This window comes from Candidatus Poseidonia alphae, from assembly GCF_943787815.1.
Classification (GTDB): domain Archaea; phylum Thermoplasmatota; class Poseidoniia; order Poseidoniales; family Poseidoniaceae; genus Poseidonia; species Poseidonia alphae.
On the sequence record NZ_CALSNW010000003.1, the window covers coordinates 638,381 to 657,762 of the forward strand.

The 19,382-nt window shown below is 49.1% G+C and carries 21 protein-coding genes; 6 read left to right on the forward strand and 15 right to left on the reverse strand.

Annotated elements, in window-relative coordinates; all coding sequences use genetic code 11:
- The 5 genes from AAA857_RS07485 to AAA857_RS07505 form a co-directional block, all read right to left on the reverse strand.
- Complete coding sequence (locus tag AAA857_RS07485) at positions 1 to 735, reverse strand: DUF2071 domain-containing protein (protein ID WP_338174330.1); 735 nt, start codon at positions 733 to 735, stop codon at positions 1 to 3.
- Between the two features lie 94 nt (positions 736 to 829).
- Positions 830 to 1,855, reverse strand: coding sequence for a rod shape-determining protein (locus AAA857_RS07490; protein ID WP_338174331.1), 1,026 nt, complete (start codon positions 1,853 to 1,855; stop codon positions 830 to 832).
- A 134-nt stretch (positions 1,856 to 1,989) separates the two neighbouring features.
- Positions 1,990 to 3,006 (reverse strand): hypothetical protein, encoded by a 1,017-nt coding sequence (locus tag AAA857_RS07495; RefSeq protein ID WP_338174332.1) that lies wholly within the window; start codon positions 3,004 to 3,006, stop codon positions 1,990 to 1,992.
- 42 nt (positions 3,007 to 3,048) lie between these two features.
- Entirely contained in the window at positions 3,049 to 3,882 is an 834-nt protein-coding gene (locus AAA857_RS07500) for a hypothetical protein (RefSeq protein ID WP_338174333.1), read from the reverse strand.
- On the reverse strand, positions 3,879 to 5,051 hold the full coding sequence (locus AAA857_RS07505) for a thiolase domain-containing protein (RefSeq protein ID WP_338174334.1): 1,173 nt from the start codon (positions 5,049 to 5,051) through the stop codon (positions 3,879 to 3,881). Before AAA857_RS07505 ends, AAA857_RS07500 begins: the two co-directional genes overlap by 4 nt.
- Before the next feature lie 203 nt (positions 5,052 to 5,254).
- On the opposite strand from AAA857_RS07505, the gene AAA857_RS07510 reads away from it, so the two are divergent.
- Positions 5,255 to 5,872 carry an RNA 2'-phosphotransferase gene (locus AAA857_RS07510; RefSeq protein ID WP_338174335.1) on the forward strand — a complete coding sequence of 206 codons (618 nt, stop codon included), beginning with the start codon at positions 5,255 to 5,257 and terminating at the stop codon, positions 5,870 to 5,872.
- A gap of 1 nt (position 5,873) precedes the next feature.
- Here AAA857_RS07510 and AAA857_RS07515 read toward each other — a convergent pair whose 3' ends face one another.
- Positions 5,874 to 6,212 (reverse strand): hypothetical protein, encoded by a 339-nt coding sequence (locus AAA857_RS07515; protein ID WP_338174336.1) that lies wholly within the window; start codon positions 6,210 to 6,212, stop codon positions 5,874 to 5,876.
- Positions 6,213 to 6,263: 51 nt separating this feature from the next.
- On the opposite strand from AAA857_RS07515, the gene AAA857_RS07520 reads away from it, so the two are divergent.
- The gene (locus AAA857_RS07520; RefSeq protein WP_338174337.1) at positions 6,264 to 7,142 is read left to right on the forward strand and encodes an isopentenyl phosphate kinase; all 879 of its coding nucleotides are present in this window, start codon (positions 6,264 to 6,266) and stop codon (positions 7,140 to 7,142) included.
- Positions 7,143 to 7,189: 47 nt separating this feature from the next.
- Positions 7,190 to 8,941 (forward strand): isopentenyl-diphosphate delta-isomerase, encoded by a 1,752-nt coding sequence (gene idi / locus AAA857_RS07525; RefSeq protein WP_338174338.1) that lies wholly within the window; start codon positions 7,190 to 7,192, stop codon positions 8,939 to 8,941.
- Here the strand turns inward: idi and AAA857_RS07530 are convergent.
- From AAA857_RS07530 to AAA857_RS07550, 5 genes are all read right to left on the reverse strand, one after another.
- Positions 8,910 to 9,398, reverse strand: a complete 489-nt coding sequence (locus tag AAA857_RS07530) for an MOSC domain-containing protein (protein ID WP_338174339.1) — start codon at positions 9,396 to 9,398, stop codon at positions 8,910 to 8,912. The two genes, idi and AAA857_RS07530, sit on opposite strands and share 32 nt — an antisense overlap.
- Positions 9,399 to 9,407: 9 nt before the next feature.
- Entirely contained in the window at positions 9,408 to 11,615 is a 2,208-nt protein-coding gene (locus AAA857_RS07535; protein WP_338174340.1) for an elongation factor EF-2, read from the reverse strand.
- Between the two features lie 121 nt (positions 11,616 to 11,736).
- Complete coding sequence (locus AAA857_RS07540) at positions 11,737 to 12,654, reverse strand: hypothetical protein (RefSeq protein ID WP_338174341.1); 918 nt, start codon at positions 12,652 to 12,654, stop codon at positions 11,737 to 11,739.
- A gap of 149 nt (positions 12,655 to 12,803) precedes the next feature.
- The gene (locus AAA857_RS07545) at positions 12,804 to 13,418 is read right to left on the reverse strand and encodes a 30S ribosomal protein S7 (protein ID WP_338173876.1); all 615 of its coding nucleotides are present in this window, start codon (positions 13,416 to 13,418) and stop codon (positions 12,804 to 12,806) included.
- Between the two features lie 10 nt (positions 13,419 to 13,428).
- The gene (locus AAA857_RS07550; RefSeq protein WP_338173880.1) at positions 13,429 to 13,857 is read right to left on the reverse strand and encodes a 30S ribosomal protein S12; all 429 of its coding nucleotides are present in this window, start codon (positions 13,855 to 13,857) and stop codon (positions 13,429 to 13,431) included.
- A gap of 155 nt (positions 13,858 to 14,012) precedes the next feature.
- Here AAA857_RS07550 and AAA857_RS07555 point away from each other — a divergent pair, with 155 nt between their 5' ends.
- The 3 genes from AAA857_RS07555 to AAA857_RS07565 are packed head-to-tail and all read left to right on the forward strand — an operon-like array spanning position 14,013 to position 16,739.
- Positions 14,013 to 15,284, forward strand: a complete 1,272-nt coding sequence (locus AAA857_RS07555) for a UbiD family decarboxylase (RefSeq protein ID WP_338174342.1) — start codon at positions 14,013 to 14,015, stop codon at positions 15,282 to 15,284.
- Positions 15,285 to 15,293: 9 nt separating this feature from the next.
- On the forward strand, positions 15,294 to 16,313 hold the full coding sequence (locus tag AAA857_RS07560) for a hypothetical protein (RefSeq protein WP_338174343.1): 1,020 nt from the start codon (positions 15,294 to 15,296) through the stop codon (positions 16,311 to 16,313).
- 6 nt (positions 16,314 to 16,319) lie between these two features.
- Entirely contained in the window at positions 16,320 to 16,739 is a 420-nt protein-coding gene (locus AAA857_RS07565; protein WP_338174344.1) for an NUDIX domain-containing protein, read from the forward strand.
- On the opposite strand, the gene AAA857_RS07570 is transcribed toward AAA857_RS07565, so the two are convergent.
- Genes AAA857_RS07570 through AAA857_RS07585 form a run of 4 tightly spaced genes read right to left on the reverse strand, consistent with a single transcriptional unit; the run spans position 16,719 to position 19,367 of the window.
- Entirely contained in the window at positions 16,719 to 17,789 is a 1,071-nt protein-coding gene (locus AAA857_RS07570; protein WP_338174345.1) for a hypothetical protein, read from the reverse strand. The genes AAA857_RS07565 and AAA857_RS07570 overlap by 21 nt on opposite strands.
- A gap of 5 nt (positions 17,790 to 17,794) precedes the next feature.
- The gene (locus AAA857_RS07575) at positions 17,795 to 18,796 is read right to left on the reverse strand and encodes a DHHA1 domain-containing protein (RefSeq protein WP_338174346.1); all 1,002 of its coding nucleotides are present in this window, start codon (positions 18,794 to 18,796) and stop codon (positions 17,795 to 17,797) included.
- Positions 18,793 to 19,110 carry a prefoldin subunit gene (locus tag AAA857_RS07580; RefSeq protein ID WP_338174347.1) on the reverse strand — a complete coding sequence of 106 codons (318 nt, stop codon included), beginning with the start codon at positions 19,108 to 19,110 and terminating at the stop codon, positions 18,793 to 18,795. The genes AAA857_RS07575 and AAA857_RS07580 overlap by 4 nt, the downstream gene beginning before the upstream one ends.
- A gap of 32 nt (positions 19,111 to 19,142) precedes the next feature.
- Complete coding sequence (locus tag AAA857_RS07585; protein ID WP_338174348.1) at positions 19,143 to 19,367, reverse strand: hypothetical protein; 225 nt, start codon at positions 19,365 to 19,367, stop codon at positions 19,143 to 19,145.
- Between the last annotated feature and the right edge of the window lie 15 nt (positions 19,368 to 19,382).

The following is a 19,382-nucleotide window of genomic DNA, read 5'->3' on the forward strand; positions in this document are numbered from 1 at the left end:
TCACAAAGGTTCTATCGACCATGTCCTTACATCGACACCCTTGGAAAGATGTACATGGTCGGGTTGTAGCGGTCTGTTGATACCTAAATTGTATGATTCAGTCAATGAATTGTGTTCAATTGATGCTTCTGCTGAATGAAAGACCCAGGGGTTGTGTTGAGTATAGGCGCGATGGAGAATTCCTTTGTGGACGGTGTACAAACAATACCGTTCAAAGAGAAAATACTCCAACGTACCTGGTTGAGCAGAGATCGCCTCACCTACTGCTTTACACGAACCTTTCAACACGACGCCGTCGGATCGTCGTCTAGAAGACCATGTGTAGGTATCGTCGGTCACCGTCAGTGAACATTTTGCATACCTGTACGGGAGTCCATAGGAGCGCGGTGCGTGAAAGCACGTGATTCTGCTTTGAGCGTCAAGTGTTAAAAAAAACACACCCGGTTGACCATCACGTGTGACGTAGGTTCTAATGTTGAACTCGGGGAAGTTGGAGACACCAGGCACAGAGATGAACCAGCGTGGCCGAACATGCATCATCTCAAACGGGATGGTGCCAACATACGCCTTCCCGTCGAACAGATCCAATTCAACATCGCTTGGGAGGTGAGGGAGAAGAAGTTCGGGATTAACTTCCCAATGCATGAATGAAAGGTGTTCCCAGGATTGGGACAATGCATGCTTTCGATTGGGCATGGGAAAGGGAAGGTGGTCCTCCCGAAATTCATGCGCCATGATGGTAGCACAGGTTGCTTTCAATTGAAAGTAACCGTTGAGAACCGGCCGAAGTAACTCGAATCAACTGGACAGAGATGAGGGGCGTTGAACCTCAGCGGCTTGCCAAGGTCAGGTTCTTCCACATTTCTTCGGGGACTTCCATAGCCAAACGTAGGCCGCCCATTGCGCCCAAACGGACTGGGTCGTCGACAACGTGAACGTTGACGTCGCCCATATCAGAAAGACGGCGTTCAATGAGTGCGCCCAATCCACGTATGGATGAGCCGCCACCAGCTAGGACCATGTTCTTACGGAACTCGTCATGGTATTCTGGGTTGGATTCAGCAATCAGAGTTTTAACATTTTCAACGATTGGGTCGACAATGGATTCACAAGCGCGTTGAATGCAGTCGGTGATGTCCAATGTCATGGCTTTTCCATCAATGGAGAAATCGACCAAAACAGGTTCTTCGGGTGCTCCTGTTGAAACAAAGGAATGCTGCTCCTTCCATCGACGAGCCATATCCTTGGTGATTTGAGCACCGTTGTATTTGGATTGTACTTCCTTGATGATTTGGTTGTCCACATAGTCACCGGCATATCCAGTATGCATTTGGTCGCCAGGTCCTGGGATGGTCCCGTAGACGCGGCAAAGGTCGGTTGTACCGGCACCAATGTCAATCACGAGTGTGTGGTTGATCATGTCGAGTGCATAGGCTACAGCAAAGGGTTCCGAAATGATCATGGCTGAGTTTACTGAACCTGCAGCAGCGTCAAAAATTGCTGTCTTGTCAACGTGACTTGCTTCAGCAGGTGCGCCGATCACTGCGACAACACGATCGTATTCTTCTGGGTCTGAAAGTCCAATCAAATGGGTGATAAAGTGCGCAATGAATTCACGGTCTTCAGGAGTATCCTTGATGACACCAAGTTCCAAAGGGCGGAAGAGGTTCAATGCAAGCCGGTTTTTGAGGGCTTCTTCCCCGAAAAGAACATCTCGCTTCAAAAAGTTCCGAGCGATAGGGTCTTTTGGAGTACCAATAACGGTCAACTCTTCAACTTCATGACTGTCCGAGGATACCATCACGGAGCGGAAGGTTCCCAAATCAATTCCAATATACAATACATCTTTCGCCATAGGCTCACTGACATATCCATAACGGTGGAGTTTATGAAGAGTCCCACCGTTAAAATAGAGAGTGCAGGTGTGAACAGGTAAAAATGTCACGAACGATTAACCTATAGAACAACTGGTTGCTCGTTGTTTTCCCCTCAACACCATGCTTCGCATGCCTTGCAATACCATGCAGCGTATTCTTCATACAAATCCGCCATGTTTCCACAAGTTGTGCATTCTTTTACCGCATCTTTTCCGCATATATCCATGACCATTTGCACGTGATACATGTCATCAATACCCAATTGTTCACGCATGGCCCAAAGCAATTGATCTTCACTAGGAGAGATAATTCCATCTTCCAAAACCAATTCCACAACGGTTCTGTAATCTTGTAGGGTCACCGGGTCTCGAGAATCCAATACGACTCCGCCCTTTTCTGCGATAATATCTGTGCCACCAGGGTCATCCACGAAAAGTACGAATGACGCTCGCTTAAGAGAATCGTCTCGCAGCTCAAAACCAACACGATTCCCAGAGATGCTTGCGTAGACCAATTTGGATGATCGATTGATCACGTTAGCAATTGAACGGGCCGTTGCTTCCGCAGTTGGACCACGCTTCCATCCAGTTGGGCTTCGCTCATTGTAGGCGTAAAATTCTGTACCTCTGCCGGGATATTCCAGACGAATTTCTTCACCTCCATCAAATCCGTTGTCCACCAAGGTAATCGAGCCAACTTCTGTTGAAACGATGTTGTCCTCATCATCAAAACTAATCATCAGCGGTTTTCGCTCTTCAGTTGCCGCATTGAAATGACCTTGCATTCCGGACATCCACTTGTCTTCCAGGCGTTTGAGAGATTGTTCTTGCTCCCCCGTCAATTCTTCTTTAACACCGAGAACATCTGCAAGTTCTCCAGACTGCATGTCTTGTCGAAATTGTCGAATGAGGTCTTCATCTCGCTTGTAAGATGGTGGTTTTATTGCTTTTTTCTCCTCAACGTAGTTGGGGTCGGCCCACTCGTGATTGCAAGAGCCACATTGGAGGTAACCTTTCATGGTCGAATCTTGAGCATTGCCACCGCACCGCGGGCAATCGCCTTCCTCGTTGTAGCCCAGATTGTCTACAGCCTCATTTCTTCCTTTCCGCAATCCGCCGAAACCAGCCATGATACTGCGGGGGCATTCCTTTGTATGAAGGCTTTCCTCCAATCAAATGATACGCCCACGAAGACCGTAGCGAATCATTCCTTCTTGTGCGTAAATACGTCGAACGACCAGTTCAACAGTTTCACCGATAGCGACTTCATTTTCTTCATCATCAACCATGAGGAACACCCCTTTTGGCCCATCTTCAAGGTCCAAAAATACAGTGGTTAAGCCGCCAAGTAAGGGTGCTCTTAGAGAAAATTCTGACGGAGCCCCCGCTGCTGACAGTTTGGTCCAACTTGCGACGCTTCCAAGAGGTTTTAGTGAAATTCTCCCGTCCTCTCGGTCCCCGTTTTTACTCAGTTGCCGAGGTGGCCAAACCAACAGTTCTCCAAATTGTTGCCCGGAAAGTGCCATCCGAGCAACACCTCCTTCGTTGTACTGTGCACTTGAAACATAGGCGCCTTGACTGACATGGCCAGCAAGAAGTTCTGATTCCCAAGCTTTTTCGATGGCCGTGTGAAATTCGAGGTCAACTTCAATCTGAGTGTCCAGCACTGGCAGTTCAATTGAAGTATCCCGTTGGACAAGAACCACCGTTGCATCATCACCGATGAGCAAGTCCCATTTGCAGGAGTCATAGGTTTCTTCGTCGGCCATAGCAACACCCGTAGCCATGGTGAAAATAGAACCGTTCACGCCTTCAGCCAATGACACACAATCCACCGAAGGGTCATAGGAAAGACGATGCTGAAGGGCTGCGATCGCCAGGGTTGTATGGTCACTGTCAGCACCGAATACACGTGAACCGTGACTGATAAAGGGTGACTGAATCAAGGTGTACGTTTCATCCCATGCCAGGAGGTATCCTTTCCACACATCAGTTCCCGACGTCATTGTCGGTCCCTCCCCAAGACGTGGACGGCGCAGGTCGCACCAGAACCCCCTACATTGTGTGTCAAAGCAGTTTCAGCATCTCGAACTTGACGCCCGTTAGCAACTTGCCCTCTTAATTGCTTGAAGACTTCTACGACTTGCCCCGTTCCAGTTGCCCCGAGTGGATGGCCTTTTGATTTCAGTCCCCCGCTTGAATTGATGGTGACATCGCCTTGATTCAAAACACCTCGACCGTCTCTTGCAAACATCCCACCCTCTCCCCGCTGGGCAAATCCAAGATCTTCAGTCGCCATCAACTCAGCGATTGTAAAGCAGTCATGAACTTCAGCGAGGTCGATGTCTCTTGGATTAATTCCGCTTTGTTGATATGCTCGTTTTGATGCTTCTGCTGTGGCCTTAAGTTGGGTAATCGAAGGCCGGTCGTGTAAAGCGAGACGGTCTGAAGCAGCACCAGAGCCGCGTATCCAAACCGGCGTGTCGGTAAACTGTTGAACCACATGGTCTGCAGCCAAGATTACGCAAGAAGCACCGTCTGAGGTTGGGCAACAATCGTACAGTGTCAAAGGATCTGCCACCATAAATCCGCTTGCAGCCTTCTCAAAAGAAACCTGCTTTTGGATGTGAGCGAGGGGGTTCATGGCCCCATGGGAGTGGTTTTTAACGCTGATATGAACCAAATCATCATGATTGGAATCGTATTCATGGAAGTGACGGCGAGCCATCAAAGCATAGGTTCCTGGAAACGTAAGACCAGCAAGACGTTCCCATTCCGTATCACCAGATACTCCGAGCCAGAATCGTTTTCGTTCTGGAGTTAAATCGTTCATTTTTTCGATTCCACCAGCAACAACGACATCAGCTTGTCCGGATTTGATGGCCATCCATGCATCACGGAAGGCAAATCCAGAGGAAGCGCAAGCATTCTCAACACGCCGAACAGGTACACCGTCCATTGCTGAATGCTCTGTGAGAAGGGCGGCTGTATTTCCTAATTGTGAGCCCCCAAAAGCTATGCTTCCAATGAATGCTTCATCAATTTGAGAGGGTGAGAAATCTCCATCAACACTTTCAAAGGCGCTCAAAGCAGCCTCAGCCCACATTCCTTTGAGTCCAAGTGAGTGATTTCCGTATTTCGTCTGACCGGCACCGACTACCGCAACATCAACCATAACCAAGGGGAAAGGGTGGCGGCATTTCATACACTCGCTGCTGGTTCACGAGAATTGTAACTTATCTATTTGAGTTGGTTCCTTGCCCGCAGGGTTCATGAACAGGTCTCGCCCGCATACACATTATGCTACGCCAATGCCGAAGCCATGGACACTTCTCCGGAACCAACTGCCCCGTCTGTAACGAGGAAGGAAAATTCATTATGAGCGATAAAGAATCCAATTCACTAGGACGTATTCTAGCGCTGGTTTTGCGCCACGCTCCAGAAAAGTTCAACGTTGAAATGGACATCAACGGATGGGTGAACGCACGAGAACTTTCCGAAGCCATTGGGAAGCAACGTCGTCATTATCACTGGTTGCGAGCCTGGCACTTTGAAGCCATATCCAACGCAGATGACAAAGGACGCTACCAAGTCGAGAACGGTATGATCCGTGCGACCTATGCCCACTCGATTGAAATTGACCTGGACCTCCCTACAGATGAGATTCCCGAAGGACTCTATTTCCCATGCTCTCCAGATGACATCGCCACATTGCTTGAATTTGGTCTCACCGCTGGTGACCGCAAGAACGTCCACCTTTCACGCACCATTCCTAACGCAATGGAAGCAGGACACGTTCACATCCATCGCCCAGCGATTCTTGAAGTTGATACGTCGCGAGCCATTGCAGATGGACATACCATTTATCGCGCTGGAAAAACAGTATTCCTCACCGACGAAGTTCCTGGAGAATACCTTTACCAAGTCGAGCCTGATGACCCAGTACTCCTCGAAATTGTTGCTCAATGGGAGCAAGAAGAAGCAGAAGAAGAGTGAATTACTTCTTTTCTTGTCCGCAGGCCGGACAGAAATCAAGGTCATTCTCAAGAACCGTATTGCACGAACCGCAGTGTGAATGGCCGGTCATTAATGCCTCAACCTTGAATGGGGCGGGAGTCTTTTGTTCCAATGCCTCCTTTTCAACAAGCAGTACCGGATCGATCCCATGACGCTTAAGTTCTGCAATTCTGTTTTGGTAGATTATGGCTTCTTGAAGGGCGGATTCTAACTGCCATAACCGGTTTTCTCGCTCTTCACCATCTGCAATCGTTCGGGCCTCTTCAATGCAGACCTGAAGGTGTCGCATGAATTCGTCAACATTCGGTTCGTCCGCCATGTCAATGGCTCGTGTGCCTTGCCTCATGAATGCTTGGAATCATCCCCTTACATGCGGTACGCTCATGGCGCAAGCATTGTACCACCGTCTATGCGAGAGCGTGTGGTCATCAAGTGGGGCGGTGGGCTAATCACGAAGAAAGAGGTTCTAAAGCAACCGCTACTGGACGTCATTGGAAGTTTAGCTGACCAAATCCTTGAATGCAATCGAGAAGGTATTGATGTTATTCTTGTCCATGGAGCAGGTTCCTTTGGCCATCTGAAGGCCAAAACATACCGACTCGCAGAAGGGCGACTCAACACCTCCGAGGCCCATTCGCTAGGGCCACTGACCCAAGATGAAGCCATAGAGGAAGTTCGCAACGATATGATGGAACTCAACCGGCACATCATGGATGCTTTGACGAAGCGGGACATCTCTGCCGTTTCCCTCCCTCCACATCAATGGGCGAATGAAACCGGGACTGATTTCAAAGGATCACTGGAACACTTTATTCAGGCCCCAAAGGGAATCACCATGGTCACGTTTGGAGATGTTGTTTCCTGCCATGGTCATAGAGAATTTGGGATTCTATCGGGAGATGATATCGTGGCAAGACTCGCCGTTGAAGTACCTGATGTTTCACGTCTTGTATTTGCGATAGGAGGCGTCGATGGGGTGTTAGCAGTACCGCCCGCCAATGCTGGTCCTGAAGACCTTATCGAGGTGCTTACGCCGGAGCATGTGTTTGATGGCGAACATGAATCTGCTATCGATGTAACCGGAGGAATCGGCTTGAAAGTTGACCGAGGCTTCTACGTTGCATCACACGGAATTGACGTCATCATGGTCAATGGCGGTCACCCATCTCGTGTATTACATGCTTGCAAAGGCCGTGATGTGAGGGGCACTAAACTTTCAGTATCCTCCTCTGATTTCAAACAACAGTAGAGAACTCTTCATGTAGCGACCGCGCTCACCATGGGTGAGGACTGCGCATGAGTGGCTACGGTATTGATGATGTCCCCACACTGGCCTTGAATGATGCTCAACGGGAAAATTTGCTTTCGGAAGATAATACTCAAGCCGTATTGATGGCTGAGGCAGTGATTCAAGTCTCGGAAAACGACCAAGCAATTGGACCTATTTCCAAATTGGATTCGCATTCAGGTGCCGGTGAGTACCATCGAGCATTCAGTGTTCTTCTGTTCAATTCAAACAACGAACTCTTACTCCAACGGCGGTCGATGGAAAAAGTGACCTTTCCCGGCGTGTGGGCCAATTCATGCTGCTCTCATCCACTCCACAGCGAAGAAGAACTTGATGAAACCAACGCAATAGGCGTCAAACGGGCAGCCATACGTAAGTTGGAGCAAGAGTTAGGGATCTCTCCGGAATCAATTTCAATTGAAGATTTTGTATTCATGACGAAAATGAGGTATTCCTCAAGAATGAATCCGGAATGGATTGAACGTGAATTGGACCATATTTTGGTGATACAGGCTGATGTTGAGATCAATCATAATCCAAACGAAGTATCAGAAGTGATGTGGGTTAATCATGAGCAACTGGAAATGATGCTTCTAGAAGAGCGTGAGGCTGAGGAGGCAGTAGCGCCATGGTTCCGCTGCATAGCGGCCAGAATAATGAACCCAAATTGGTGGGACGCCATTGGAAACAGGACTGAACTTGAAGCACTGAGCGACGAACTCATTCACGATATGGGTGATGTGAGCCACATGCTTCCAAATGCTATTGGAGCGGACCTCATCACCTCGATTAAGGAAGTAAAACCACTCGTTGAACAGCGGATTGAATCCAGTTTGCGAGCGTCTCGCCACCCCCGACTTGCTGATGCAATGATGCATCTGATCGAGGGAGGTGGGAAGCGAATGCGAGCCACACTGCCCTGGCTGGTCGCCAAGGCGGTAGGAGATACTCATTCAGGACTTCTCGACATTGGTGCAGCCATCGAAACAGTCCACAATTTCACACTCGTACACGACGACATCATGGACGATGATGATGTCCGACGTGGGCGCAATGCCGTGCACATTGAGTACGACATGCCCACTGCAATTAACGCAGGCGATGCTATGCTTGCCATCGCCTTTGAGCGATTGGTTCAGGCCGAAAACTTGGAACCACGAGATGTTGCTCCACTCGTGAACCGAATCGCATGGATGGTTCGACGGGTCAGCGAAGGGCAACAACTTGACATTGAATTTGAAGAGCGACTTAACGTGTCAGAAGAGGACTATTTGGAAATGATAGAAGGAAAAACCGCTGTTATGTTCCTTACTTGTGCAGAAATAGGTGCTCGTGTATCGGGAGCGGATGATGAGGTCATCCAACTGATGGCTCAATGGGGATTATCGGTGGGATTGTGTTTCCAATTGATGGATGACTTGATCGATGTACTCTCTGATTCTGCAACATTAGGAAAACCAGCAGGCTCAGACGTAGCACAAGGTAAGCGTACTCTGATGGTCATTCATGCCCTTCAGCAACCTGATTCTGAGGCAAAAGAAATCCTATTGAAGGTACTGGGTAAAGGCGAAGATGTTGCTCCCGAAGATTTGCAGGCAGGTCTCAATGCCCTCGACGAGCTGGGCTCAATTGCCTATGCGAGGGAAAAGGCGGTAGCATACCACGCAGAAGCGCATGAATGTCTTGACCAATTGGGAGACGGTCCAGCTATGGTCGCACTAAGAGAACTCACTGACTTCCAACTTGCTCGGATTCACTGAGGACAGATACACGTTGCCCTGTGGCTACTGTACCCTCTTGTATGACTGAGGCATACCAACGCGTTTGGGAAGGATCTAACTTGTGACTTAGCGCCGTGAACTCCTCATTGAGAAATGACGATTTAATGGTCTTGCAAGGAGGAGCTGGTCCTGTGATTTGTAATCTCACCGTTCCAACATCGAGGATGCTGCCGCCCTTGATGGAATTTGGTTCTAGGCCCTGAATGAGGATGTTTTCCCCAGTCGTCCCAGGGCCTATCGGATGACCTTCGGAAATGAGTTTTTTCATCACGGATTCAAGCATCAAACAAACCGCCCTTGTCGGACCACCATGATGTTTCAAATCATTTTGACGATCACCGTCACAACCGGTAGGGGTTACCCGTAGCGTTTCCACAGCGTGCTTAGGAACTCCCCCTTGTGGGTTGACATATAACCCAATGATTCTGGGTTCCATGAGTCAACCTCAGTCGGAATAGTAAGATTCGGGGTTAGGTTCAGGCTTTAGACCCTTACGTTGGCGAATTTCTCCAACAACCTTGTCGAAGAGTTGAGGCGGTAGAATCTCGAATCCAAGGTTCTCGGTGTTCCAAACAGCACGCCCTTGAGAAGCAGCTCGAATGTCGTTTGAGAAGCCAAAGGTTTCAGCAATTGGAATGACACCGACAACGGTTGTAACGTTTCCTTCAGAAGGCATGTCTTCAATGATACCACGGCGAGTAGTGACTTCACGGGTAACTTGTCCAAGCCAATCGTTAGGCACTGAAATAAAGGCCTTCTGCATTGGTTCCAGAATCACTGTACGGGCACGCATCATAGCACCCTTAATTCCGTTGCGTACTGCGGGGATGGTCTGAGCAGGGCCACGGTGAATGGCGTCTTCGTGGAGTTTAGCGTCAACCAATCGAACGTACATTCCTTGAACAGGTTCATCTGCAATCGGTCCCTTGACACAAACTTCGTTGAATGCTTCAATGATCAGTTCTCGAGTTTCGTGGAGGTTTTGAATACCCTTTGTATCGTTGACAAGGACGTTGGTTCCCTTGATAGCGTAGATTTTCCGCATTGTATCGCGTTCCATTCCAAGTTCCCCGAATTTGTTTCCGGTCTCCTTCGCATCTCCGGAGCGAACTGGTCCGTCTCCGAGGTCACCAGAACGTAGTGCAGCAACGACTTCATCAGGAAGGGCTTCGATTTCAAAGAAGAATCTGTTGTGCCGGTTTGGAGATTTACCTTCAAACGAATGACCACGACTACTGCCCTGAATACCTTCACGGTAAACAACAATTGGAGGGCTGACCTTGACCTTGATGTTTTGTTCTTCCTCAATTCGGTACACTGTAATCTCCAAGTGGAGTTCACCCATTCCAGCGAGAAGAGCTTCACCAGTTTCTTGATTGGTAGTCACCTGAAGGGATGCATCTGCCTTAGCGAGCGAACGAAGTGCGTCAATGAACTTGGGCAAGTCCTTCATGCTCTTGGGTTCAACAGCAACGGTAACCACAGGGTCCGAGTAGTGACGGATTGCTTCGAAAGGAACGAAGTCTTTGTTGCGTGATAGGGTCACACCAGCAGCTGCTGAGCGAATACCAGTAACTGCTGCAATGTTTCCAGCAACAACCTTAGGGACTGTGATTCTGTCACCGCCGACCATCATGGAGACCTGTTGCACTCGCTCGGCCTTTGCACCGCCGATTGCGAATACAGATTCTCCTTGGTTGATGGAACCAGAATAAATACGTCCGACGGCAACTTCTCCTGCGTGAGGGTCCATCCAAATCTTCGTGATCATCATTGCGAGCTCAGCATCTGGGTCGCATGAAATCATAGCTTTTCCAATTTCAGAGTCAAGGTCACCGTTCCAGATGTTGGGGATGCGGTAAGGTTGTGCTTCTACGGGACCGGGGAGTTTGGTAACAGCCATGTCAAGAAGAACTTCGTGGACTGGAGCTTTCCCAGCCAAAGTTTTCTGGTCTTCGTTGTTGCAGTACTCAAAGATTTCAGTCATGGATACACCTGACTTCTTCATGTATGGAATGGTAATGCCCCAGTTGTGGTAAGCAGAACCGAATGCGACGGTTCCGTCCATAACACTGACTTGCCACTCTTTCTTCATTTCTTCAGGAGCGAATTGGCGGATGAGTTTGTTGACTTTGATGATGGTTTCTTCAAAACGCTTCAACATGTCTTCTGGAGTGACCTTGAGTTCGTTGATCAGTCGGTCAACCTTGTTGATGAAGAGAACGGGCTTTACCTTCTCCTTCAAAGCTTGGCGAACAACGGTTTCTGTTTGAGGCATTGGCCCTTCAACGGCACATGCGAGGATGAAACATCCATCTACTGCACGCATAGCACGGGTAACGTCACCACCGAAGTCAACGTGACCTGGTGTGTCGATGAGGTTGATGAGGTAATCAGTTCCGTCAACACTGTGAACCATAGAAGCCGAAGCTGCATTGATGGTAATTCCACGAGCGGATTCTTGTTCGTCAAAATCCAAAACACGAGCAGCACCAGCAAGTTCGTTTGACATCATACCGGCACCGGCAATGAGATTGTCTGAAAGTGTTGTCTTTCCGTGGTCGATGTGTGCAGCAATGCACAAGTTTCGAATTTGAGGAAGGATATGCATGACCTCTGTGGCCTTCTTGATGTTGTCTTCTTTGCGTCCCATGGTTACCACCGTGTTCTCGTTGCTTCGTCCCACCGAAAAGGGGTTCTTAAGTGACTCGCAGTGTTTCACATCAAGATGGGCGTTGAAGTGGTCCTTGATTGAGACAATATTACCGGTTGTGTCAGGGCAAATGGACCCTCGAAGGATTGACAAACCGGGTTGACAACAGAAGAAAGAAAATCAAGAAACCAATACCAAGAACGACATTCATCGAACGGAGATAAAGAGCCAAAACACCAATGGAAAAAGAGATTGCACAAACAACGACGAGGCCGATGAGCAGGAACGGGGCGATTTTTGGTCGTGTATCAATGAACTCGTAGACATAATATCCACCAACACGTGTCGCCCAATATTCAGCAAAAATGAGGTATATGCTGCCGTACAGAAAACCAAACACCACCATCGCCAAAGGCAGTTGAACCCAACCCAGAACCATTTCGATCGATAGGAAAATAAGTGCGAAATTATGCATCATTTGCTCGTGTTTGAGGAACATATGGTCCATATCCATTTGTTTCTCAACCATATCGGGTAAAATCACGTAACGGACGATGATGGCCGTGAGTGCAGCAGAACTGAAAGCGATGCCAAAAAGAGCACCCCCTACAAGAACAACCCAGCTTGGGAGAACCTGCCCTGTCCAAGAAAACAACGTCACCATGCCGTTTACCAACATGGATGCGCTGAAGGCTAGAAGAGTCCACGAACTGAAGGGGACCAATCGTTCAACACCTTTCGTCGCATGCTTTTGAAGCCGGTTTGATTCACGAAACAAAGGTGTCATTTGACCTGCAACTGGATTTCGGATCATCCAGAACATGATGGCATGGAATCCAAGATACCCGCAAGAAAGACGATATGCGGTTCGCAACCCCTGCTCTAGATGTGTGGTACCGTAAATTAGGTCCGCATCAAGTTGGAACGTATTCCGATTGAGCAGGAGAATTGAACCGACCGAACCACAAAACATTGTTGCGATAAGGAAACGTGACATCGTCGTCATATCGGACGATTCATCAGGTTCATGATCGCTCAAAAAAACACCTCAAGAAACAATGCAATGAGCATCAAGGACATGAACTAACGAACCCTTTAGACAAATTTGAACAACGGTGAAAACAATCGGGCGAAACTGTCCCGTGTTTCGATTGATATGGCCCGATGTCGGGTGGCGGGGCATTGCAATCAGCGAGCTGAAGCTGCGATTCGCTCAAGTTCTTCCTTCTTGCCAACGGCGTAGGAAGTAACATCGCCAGCCGAAGCCTTGTTGAGTTCGTTGATGATGCAACTTTTGAGGGTGCGCTTCGATTTGTGAGTCCCTTGTTGTGCCCCACGTGCGAGATTTGCAAGAGCGACATCCAAGCGACGGGAAGGAGATGAATCCACTGCCTTAGGTTGAGATACAGCCCCGAATTTGATTCGGGTAATCTCTTCCATTGGAGCAGCATTACAGATAGCGTCAACAAAGACTTGTAGAGGATTGTTACCAGACTTGTCTGCGATGGTATCAAGAGCACCTTCAAATGCTTTCATAGCGCCCATTTTCTTACCGGTATAGTTTCCAGTGCGCATGAGTTTGTTGATGTAACGTTCAACGACTGAAAGTTTAGCTTTTCCGAACCAAGCGTTAGCGTGGCGGCCACCGGTATGAGGGACACCAACGGTTGTGAGGTTGATGTATGGAGCAAGACCTGGATCTTTGCAGGTCACTTCTGATGCATCCCACTTACCGAAAACTTGAGTTCCGATTCCTGCGATTGGCTTGACGACTTCTTCGACTTCTGATTCTGTATCACTCATCATCATCACCTCAGCGGACTGGCTTCTCCTTTCGTCCTCGGACCATTTCGTCAAGGGAAACTCCGTTGACTTGAATGACCTTGTAGCGGACACCTGGAATATCTCCGTACGAACGCCCCATGCGTCCGCCGATACCTTCTACCATCACTTCATCGTGTTCGTCGATGAAGTTGATTGCACCGTCGCCGGGAGCGAAAGCAGTGAGTTTGTTCCCGTTCTTGATCAAAGAAATTTTGACAGCCTTACGGATTCCTGAGTTGGGTTGCTTGGCTTCGATACCGACCTTTTCAATGACGATACCCTTAGCCTGCGTGGACCCAGCAAGCGGGTCGTGCTTTGCTCGGGACTTGAGCATGCGCTTCTTATATCGACGATCTGACCAACGGAATTTTTGTCGGTCTTTTGCCATTTTGGCGCCTGCAAAAAGTCCTCTACCCATAATCATCACCCATTGAGCAGTTCGCCGACTTGCCGCCCCTATTTAATCAAATCCCTTAATCACAACGCTTTCATGGCGGCGTCATTCGTTTTTTTGCATCCCAATCCTTTCATTTTTTGAACAACATTCAAGCGAGTCCGACCGCTGGCGACACTATGGCCTTCAGAGACCATCTCGGTGCTGCTTCGATAGAAGACAGGGAAATCAGCCTAAGCCACGGCATGTTGAACCATTCCCAAGCGAGTGGCCATGCCATGACCGTGTTCACGAATATTTCGGAATGCCCGGGGCACAGGGCTGCCGTCAACATGTTGACTCGGGACCGTTTGTGCGCTGCGATAGGAATTGAACCAGAAGCGTACATTGACACCCTTGGTTGGGCCATGTCAAATCCAAGTACGCCTGAAACTGTGAGTCCTCAGGAAGCCCCTTGTATGGAAAACCAGCAAAAGCAGGTTGACCTTGTAGCTCTCCCAATCCCACACCACTGGCCAGAGGACCGTGGGCGATATTCCTCAGCCAGCATCATCATTGCAGAAGACAATGGGATACGAAATGTTTCCTTCCACCGTCAATTTTTGAGAGATAAAACTCACCTCGTCGTTCGTCTTGTCCCACGCCACTTGCGAACCATGGTGATGGAGGCAAGAAAAGAAGGACGAGAGGTTTCTATTGCTGTCGTCAATGGACCGGACCCCGTCGTGCTTCTGGCTGCTGCGATGTCGTTCAACGATAACATCGATGAGCTAACCATTGCCGCGACATTGCACGAAAAATTATACAACAAGCCTCTGAAATTGGTTGAATTGCCTAACGGCATCCATGCACCTGCAGACGCAGAATATGTCATGTGGGGACGGATCACTTCGGAGGATGATGACGAAGGACCGTATGTTGACATTACAGGTACGGTCGACGACATTCGTCAAGAACCAGTCATCGAAATTGAAGGTGTGAGTCACAGGGACGACCCGATATTCCACGCACTGATACCCGGTGAGGCTGAACACAAGACATTGATGGGTCTCCCGCGGGCCCCCACCATTAAGGCTGCAGTCAATGAAGTCGTTGAGTGTGTTGACGTACACATGACTGAGGGAGGATGCGGCTGGCTTGGTGCTGTATTGAAGATAAGGAAAGTCAACGCCGACGATGGAATGAAGGCTATTGAGGCAGCCTTTGCAGGGCACAAAAGCATGAAGATCGTCACCGTCGTGGATGAAGACATTGACATTACTGACCCCGTTCGCGTAGAGTGGGCGATGATGACTCGCTGGCAACCCGACAAGGACACACTAATTCTCTCTCATCAAAAAGGAAGTTCTCTTGACCCTTCCCGTTATGCGGATGGAAACACATCAAAGATTGGATACGATGCTACCATTGATTTTGGTGTTGACCGCAAAGGTTTCATGTCCGTTCAATAAGGTGATGACATGGTTGACAGCCAGGACCTGCTTCAGCATCCAAGACGGAACCTTGGGAATCGCTACAGGTCATCAGCACAAAAATTTGCATCATTGGCTCAGAAAGACCCCGAACGGGCCCGAGAAAATTTTGCATGGGCGGAGCAAAATGCTCGACAAGCCATCCTCCACGACTTTACGGATGAACGAAACTGGCGTTGTCTTGCAGAGCTCAAAGTTTCAAACAAGGACGGAGACGGATTGCATGCGGTCATGGAAGATGTCTTCTCCATATTGGGGCGAGACCCCGAACATCTTGACCAACTGAAGGGTATCGATTTTCTTGCGGTCGGAAGGGAACTTCTTGAGGCAGCATTTTCACGGGATCCACTTGACCCCGACTCTTGGTGGTCGTTGATTACGGAAAGTGAAGCGAACAAAGAGGAACCGTCACCCTATACCATTACATTATCCGAATTTTCTGAACGATGCAAGCGCCTTGATTTCCGAGACCAACGTGCAAACATTGTATTCGGCAGAAGATTGGAACGGATTCGCACCTCTGGGAATGAAAATTTATTCATTGAACTCGCCCGACATTTACTCGCTCACCGACCAAACAATCACGAGTTGTGGATGGAAATGGGAAGATTGCACGAACGGCGGGAAGAAATCGATGATGCCTGGTCCTGTTACGACCACGTGCAACAATTGCGACCTCACATGGACGTGAGAGATCAATTCCTTACCCGCTTGAAAGGAAGTATGGACGGTAAAGATGTGACTCCCTGGTCGGGGCCATCGGTTACCCACCGGGACGCATTTTTAGAAAACATGGTGGCTCTAACGAAACGTGTTTCCACTCAAGAGCTAATTTCAACCGAAGAGGTCGAAGAGGAAACGGCTACCGCACCCCTCGACCAAGTACGTCTTGAGGCGTTAATGGCCGCAGAGGACTACCAACAGGCATTCTTCATGGCTCGACGATTGGTTGCTAACGGTGAGAATTGGGCTGAAGAGATTCTCCGAGAGATTCAACAAAAGATGTGAACGGCCATGGCTGAAGACCGCCCTATTTTCGCTCTTGCATGGGTTACATGTGAAGGTGAACCTCTCACTCCGATGGGCCATGGCGGCAGAATACTGTTCGTTGAACATCCTCAACGAGGCTGGGAGATACCAGGCGGTCATCTCGAGGAAAATGAGGACCCAGAGGATGCATTGCTACGAGAATTACAAGAAGAGACAGGGACGGTCGGAAGGCTGGTGTCTTGGAACAAAACCTACTATCCAAAAGGATGGGTTGGGCATGTCATCATCCCATCAACTGAGAAATCTTCGTGGACGGTTAACGATGACAAAGTTACTGAAGTCAAATGGTGGAGACAGACTCCATCAGTGATTGAATGGACTGTTGAAGAATTTGAAGATCTCGCCAACTACTTTTCTCGTTCATCAAAGAAGAGTCAAGGTTGAAAGACGGCTTGCCCAAGCCATTCTTGCTGTTTCATCGCTGTCATCACAGCAGGCTTGTGCAACTGCAGCCAGCATTGGGTCTTGGACTTCATCGGGATTGGACATCAAATCGTTGAACACCTCCATTCGATTCATCTTGTGAGCAATCAAGAGCATGGCCCTAACATCCGGGCGTTCAGGACCGCCGAATCCTTGCTCCATGTGTTCGATGCACCATTCAAATATGCCAGTCACATCGCTCATTTGTACAGCGAGAACGGGGCGTTCTTCATCAACATCGACCGGTTTGGCTCGTTCAACTTGAACGCTCATGGGTTGAGCGGAATCGTCAATGTGGTCCAAAGCGAGTTCAATAAACAATGAACCCCCTTCAATCGCCATTTGGTGTTGGTGGGCGAGGATGGCGTGCTTGTGTGCGTTCCAGGCATGACGCCCTGCATCAAACATATGCCCGAGCCCGTGCCGAATCCGGCTAGCGCCTAAGCGAGAAATGGCGACGGTCTCGTGTGCGTGGCCACCGGTACGTGAAATGTCTCCATACACTTGCAGCGCCATGAGATTTTCACCTTGTGCGAGATGGTATGCGGCTTTGTTAAGCAGGGATAAATCGTGGTCCCGGCTTGCAAGAGCTACGGATTTCAACCGAGTTTCAGCCCATGTCAAGTCTTCATCTGCTCCTTCGACATCTCCGGCCTCATAACGAACGAGTCCCCGCTCCATTCGAAGCCTGCCTTCAAGAGCAAGGTCTCGTGTTTCTGGATTTCGTGTGATCTCCATGGCTGATTCAATCGGGTCAAGAAGATGGGTGTCTCCAAGCCACCTTCGGCGAACCAACCCCAAAACAGCTCGCTCAGCAGGAGTCAAAAGCGAATCCATGGTATCAAGCAATTCTGGTGCGTCCAAAAAAAGTGCAGCCTCAGCAAGTGGTAGCCATGAAGGCCATTCCATCTCAGCCTTCCATTGTTCCAGTGTATTGCTATCAACGGGACCCTCAGATCTCCACTTTGATACGAAATGTCCAGGTCCTTGAGGTGTTTCAATTGTGGTCATGATCATCACTCCTTGCGCTTAGTTCGGGCCACAGCATCGATAAACGCAGATTCCGCAGCCACTGGGTCGGCTGAACCAGACCAGCCTGCAGCACCGTCATGGCCGCCTCCATCCCCACCGATATTGCTTGCAACTTCTGCCATGATTTCGCCGAGGTGTAAACCATGATTGACACTTGAACGTGGAGCCCTAACGGTAAGACGGGTTTGACCGTCTCTTTGTCGGGTCACTACGACTGCATCCGCACCGATGGAAGAGAGGAGTGATGCTACCTTGCCCTCAAGTGTTCCACAGCGTGTACGAACAAGAGACCATGGGCCTGCTTCTGTTAATTCAGCCCGATTCATACCCCTTAAAATTGCACCTCGTTCACTCGGAGAGATGGTTTCTTCTTCTATGAATTGAATGAAGGATTGATAGTCAATATTGCTGTGCTTAATCAAGGATCCTGCGGTTGAAAACGAACCGTGATTTGCATGACGAAAACGACCCGTGTCGGTGATCAGCCCTGCAAGTAAAAACTCACACACTTGAGGGGTAAGGGATGATTCGGAGTATCTGAAGAGATAATCTGCTACCAATTCTGTCGTTGCTTTGACTTCCCAACGCAGTGCAATGTCGTTCTCACACAAGTTCCATTCATTGGTCGCATGGTGGTCCAAAATACACTTCGGAACATCCGGTAGTGAGAGTCCCGTTTGACTTTCAGCCGCAGCATCAACGACAACGATACCTGCGAGATCTGCCGGCCAAGAACGGTGATTGTGATTCAATTTTCGAAAGGGCGCACGGTGATGTTCAACCATCCGCTTTGCAACCCTCCCTAAGTGGAGCCCGCAAGCCATTAAGTGAGGATGCGATGATGCTAAGGCAACGGCAGAACCCACGGTATCCATATCCCCATTCTTTCCTGTAATCACAGCCACTGGACCTCGTTCAACTGCCGTCATGAGCCACGTATGAAAGGAATCGAGGTCCTCAACACGTCCCTCATCAGTTAAACTCATTCTTGAGCCCCTTGAAGTGATTTCTTGAGTTCGTCATAGGTTTGAACCAATTGAAGTTCACGCTCAGTGAACCGTTCCAAGTGAACATTGAGCGCTGAGAGTGTTTGTTGTAATTCTGAGATCAAGGCCTCGCGGTCGGCAACTTCAACCAAGACGCCACCGAGTTGCCGATGGAGCGCAAGATGATCCGGTTGATTTTGAACGGCTGTAATGGTTCCTTCAAGTTCCTGGACTTGAGCACGAACGCTGCTGACTTGTTGACGAGCAGCCTGAACTTCTCCGACCACCAATTGAAGTTGCTCTAGATTCTCCATGCTCTCACCTGTTTGTTGGACCGAGCGATGGTTCAAGAATGCTTTGCGAAGACCTTCAACACTTCATCCGTTGCAATCAAGCCACGCATCCTTGTGTTCCACATGGCTCGTAGGTCTTTGCATTTTGACTCTGTGAGGTTAAACTCGAACGAATCATCGTCAATCCATGCTGTTGGGCAATCGGTTGCCAATGCTGCACAGAGTGACTGTGTATCAAGTAGAGACCTTGAGCAAACGCTTAGAGAAAGGTGCCACATATCGACACCGCCAAG

What these genes read in the sequence shown, in the direction of transcription:
- AAA857_RS07485 (WP_338174330.1), bottom strand. Translation starts at nt 735, where the DNA reads ATGGCGCATGAATTTCGGGAGGACCACCTTCCCTTTCCCATGCCCAAT.
- AAA857_RS07490 (WP_338174331.1), bottom strand. Translation starts at nt 1,855, where the DNA reads ATGGCGAAAGATGTATTGTATATTGGAATTGATTTGGGAACCTTCCGC.
- AAA857_RS07495 (WP_338174332.1), bottom strand. Translation starts at nt 3,006, where the DNA reads ATGGCTGGTTTCGGCGGATTGCGGAAAGGAAGAAATGAGGCTGTAGAC.
- AAA857_RS07500 (WP_338174333.1), bottom strand. Translation starts at nt 3,882, where the DNA reads ATGACGTCGGGAACTGATGTGTGGAAAGGATACCTCCTGGCATGGGAT.
- AAA857_RS07505 (WP_338174334.1), bottom strand. Translation starts at nt 5,051, where the DNA reads ATGGTTGATGTTGCGGTAGTCGGTGCCGGTCAGACGAAATACGGAAAT.
- AAA857_RS07510 (WP_338174335.1), top strand. Translation starts at nt 5,255, where the DNA reads ATGAGCGATAAAGAATCCAATTCACTAGGACGTATTCTAGCGCTGGTT.
- AAA857_RS07515 (WP_338174336.1), bottom strand. Translation starts at nt 6,212, where the DNA reads ATGGCGGACGAACCGAATGTTGACGAATTCATGCGACACCTTCAGGTC.
- AAA857_RS07520 (WP_338174337.1), top strand. Translation starts at nt 6,264, where the DNA reads ATGCGGTACGCTCATGGCGCAAGCATTGTACCACCGTCTATGCGAGAG.
- idi (WP_338174338.1), top strand. Translation starts at nt 7,190, where the DNA reads ATGAGTGGCTACGGTATTGATGATGTCCCCACACTGGCCTTGAATGAT.
- AAA857_RS07530 (WP_338174339.1), bottom strand. Translation starts at nt 9,398, where the DNA reads ATGGAACCCAGAATCATTGGGTTATATGTCAACCCACAAGGGGGAGTT.
- AAA857_RS07535 (WP_338174340.1), bottom strand. Translation starts at nt 11,615, where the DNA reads ATGGGACGCAAAGAAGACAACATCAAGAAGGCCACAGAGGTCATGCAT.
- AAA857_RS07545 (WP_338173876.1), bottom strand. Translation starts at nt 13,418, where the DNA reads ATGAGTGATACAGAATCAGAAGTCGAAGAAGTCGTCAAGCCAATCGCA.
- AAA857_RS07550 (WP_338173880.1), bottom strand. Translation starts at nt 13,857, where the DNA reads ATGGGTAGAGGACTTTTTGCAGGCGCCAAAATGGCAAAAGACCGACAA.
- AAA857_RS07555 (WP_338174342.1), top strand. Translation starts at nt 14,013, where the DNA reads ATGGCCTTCAGAGACCATCTCGGTGCTGCTTCGATAGAAGACAGGGAA.
- AAA857_RS07560 (WP_338174343.1), top strand. Translation starts at nt 15,294, where the DNA reads ATGGTTGACAGCCAGGACCTGCTTCAGCATCCAAGACGGAACCTTGGG.
- AAA857_RS07565 (WP_338174344.1), top strand. Translation starts at nt 16,320, where the DNA reads ATGGCTGAAGACCGCCCTATTTTCGCTCTTGCATGGGTTACATGTGAA.
- AAA857_RS07570 (WP_338174345.1), bottom strand. Translation starts at nt 17,789, where the DNA reads ATGACCACAATTGAAACACCTCAAGGACCTGGACATTTCGTATCAAAG.
- AAA857_RS07575 (WP_338174346.1), bottom strand. Translation starts at nt 18,796, where the DNA reads ATGAGTTTAACTGATGAGGGACGTGTTGAGGACCTCGATTCCTTTCAT.
- AAA857_RS07580 (WP_338174347.1), bottom strand. Translation starts at nt 19,110, where the DNA reads ATGGAGAATCTAGAGCAACTTCAATTGGTGGTCGGAGAAGTTCAGGCT.
- AAA857_RS07585 (WP_338174348.1), bottom strand. Translation starts at nt 19,367, where the DNA reads ATGTGGCACCTTTCTCTAAGCGTTTGCTCAAGGTCTCTACTTGATACA.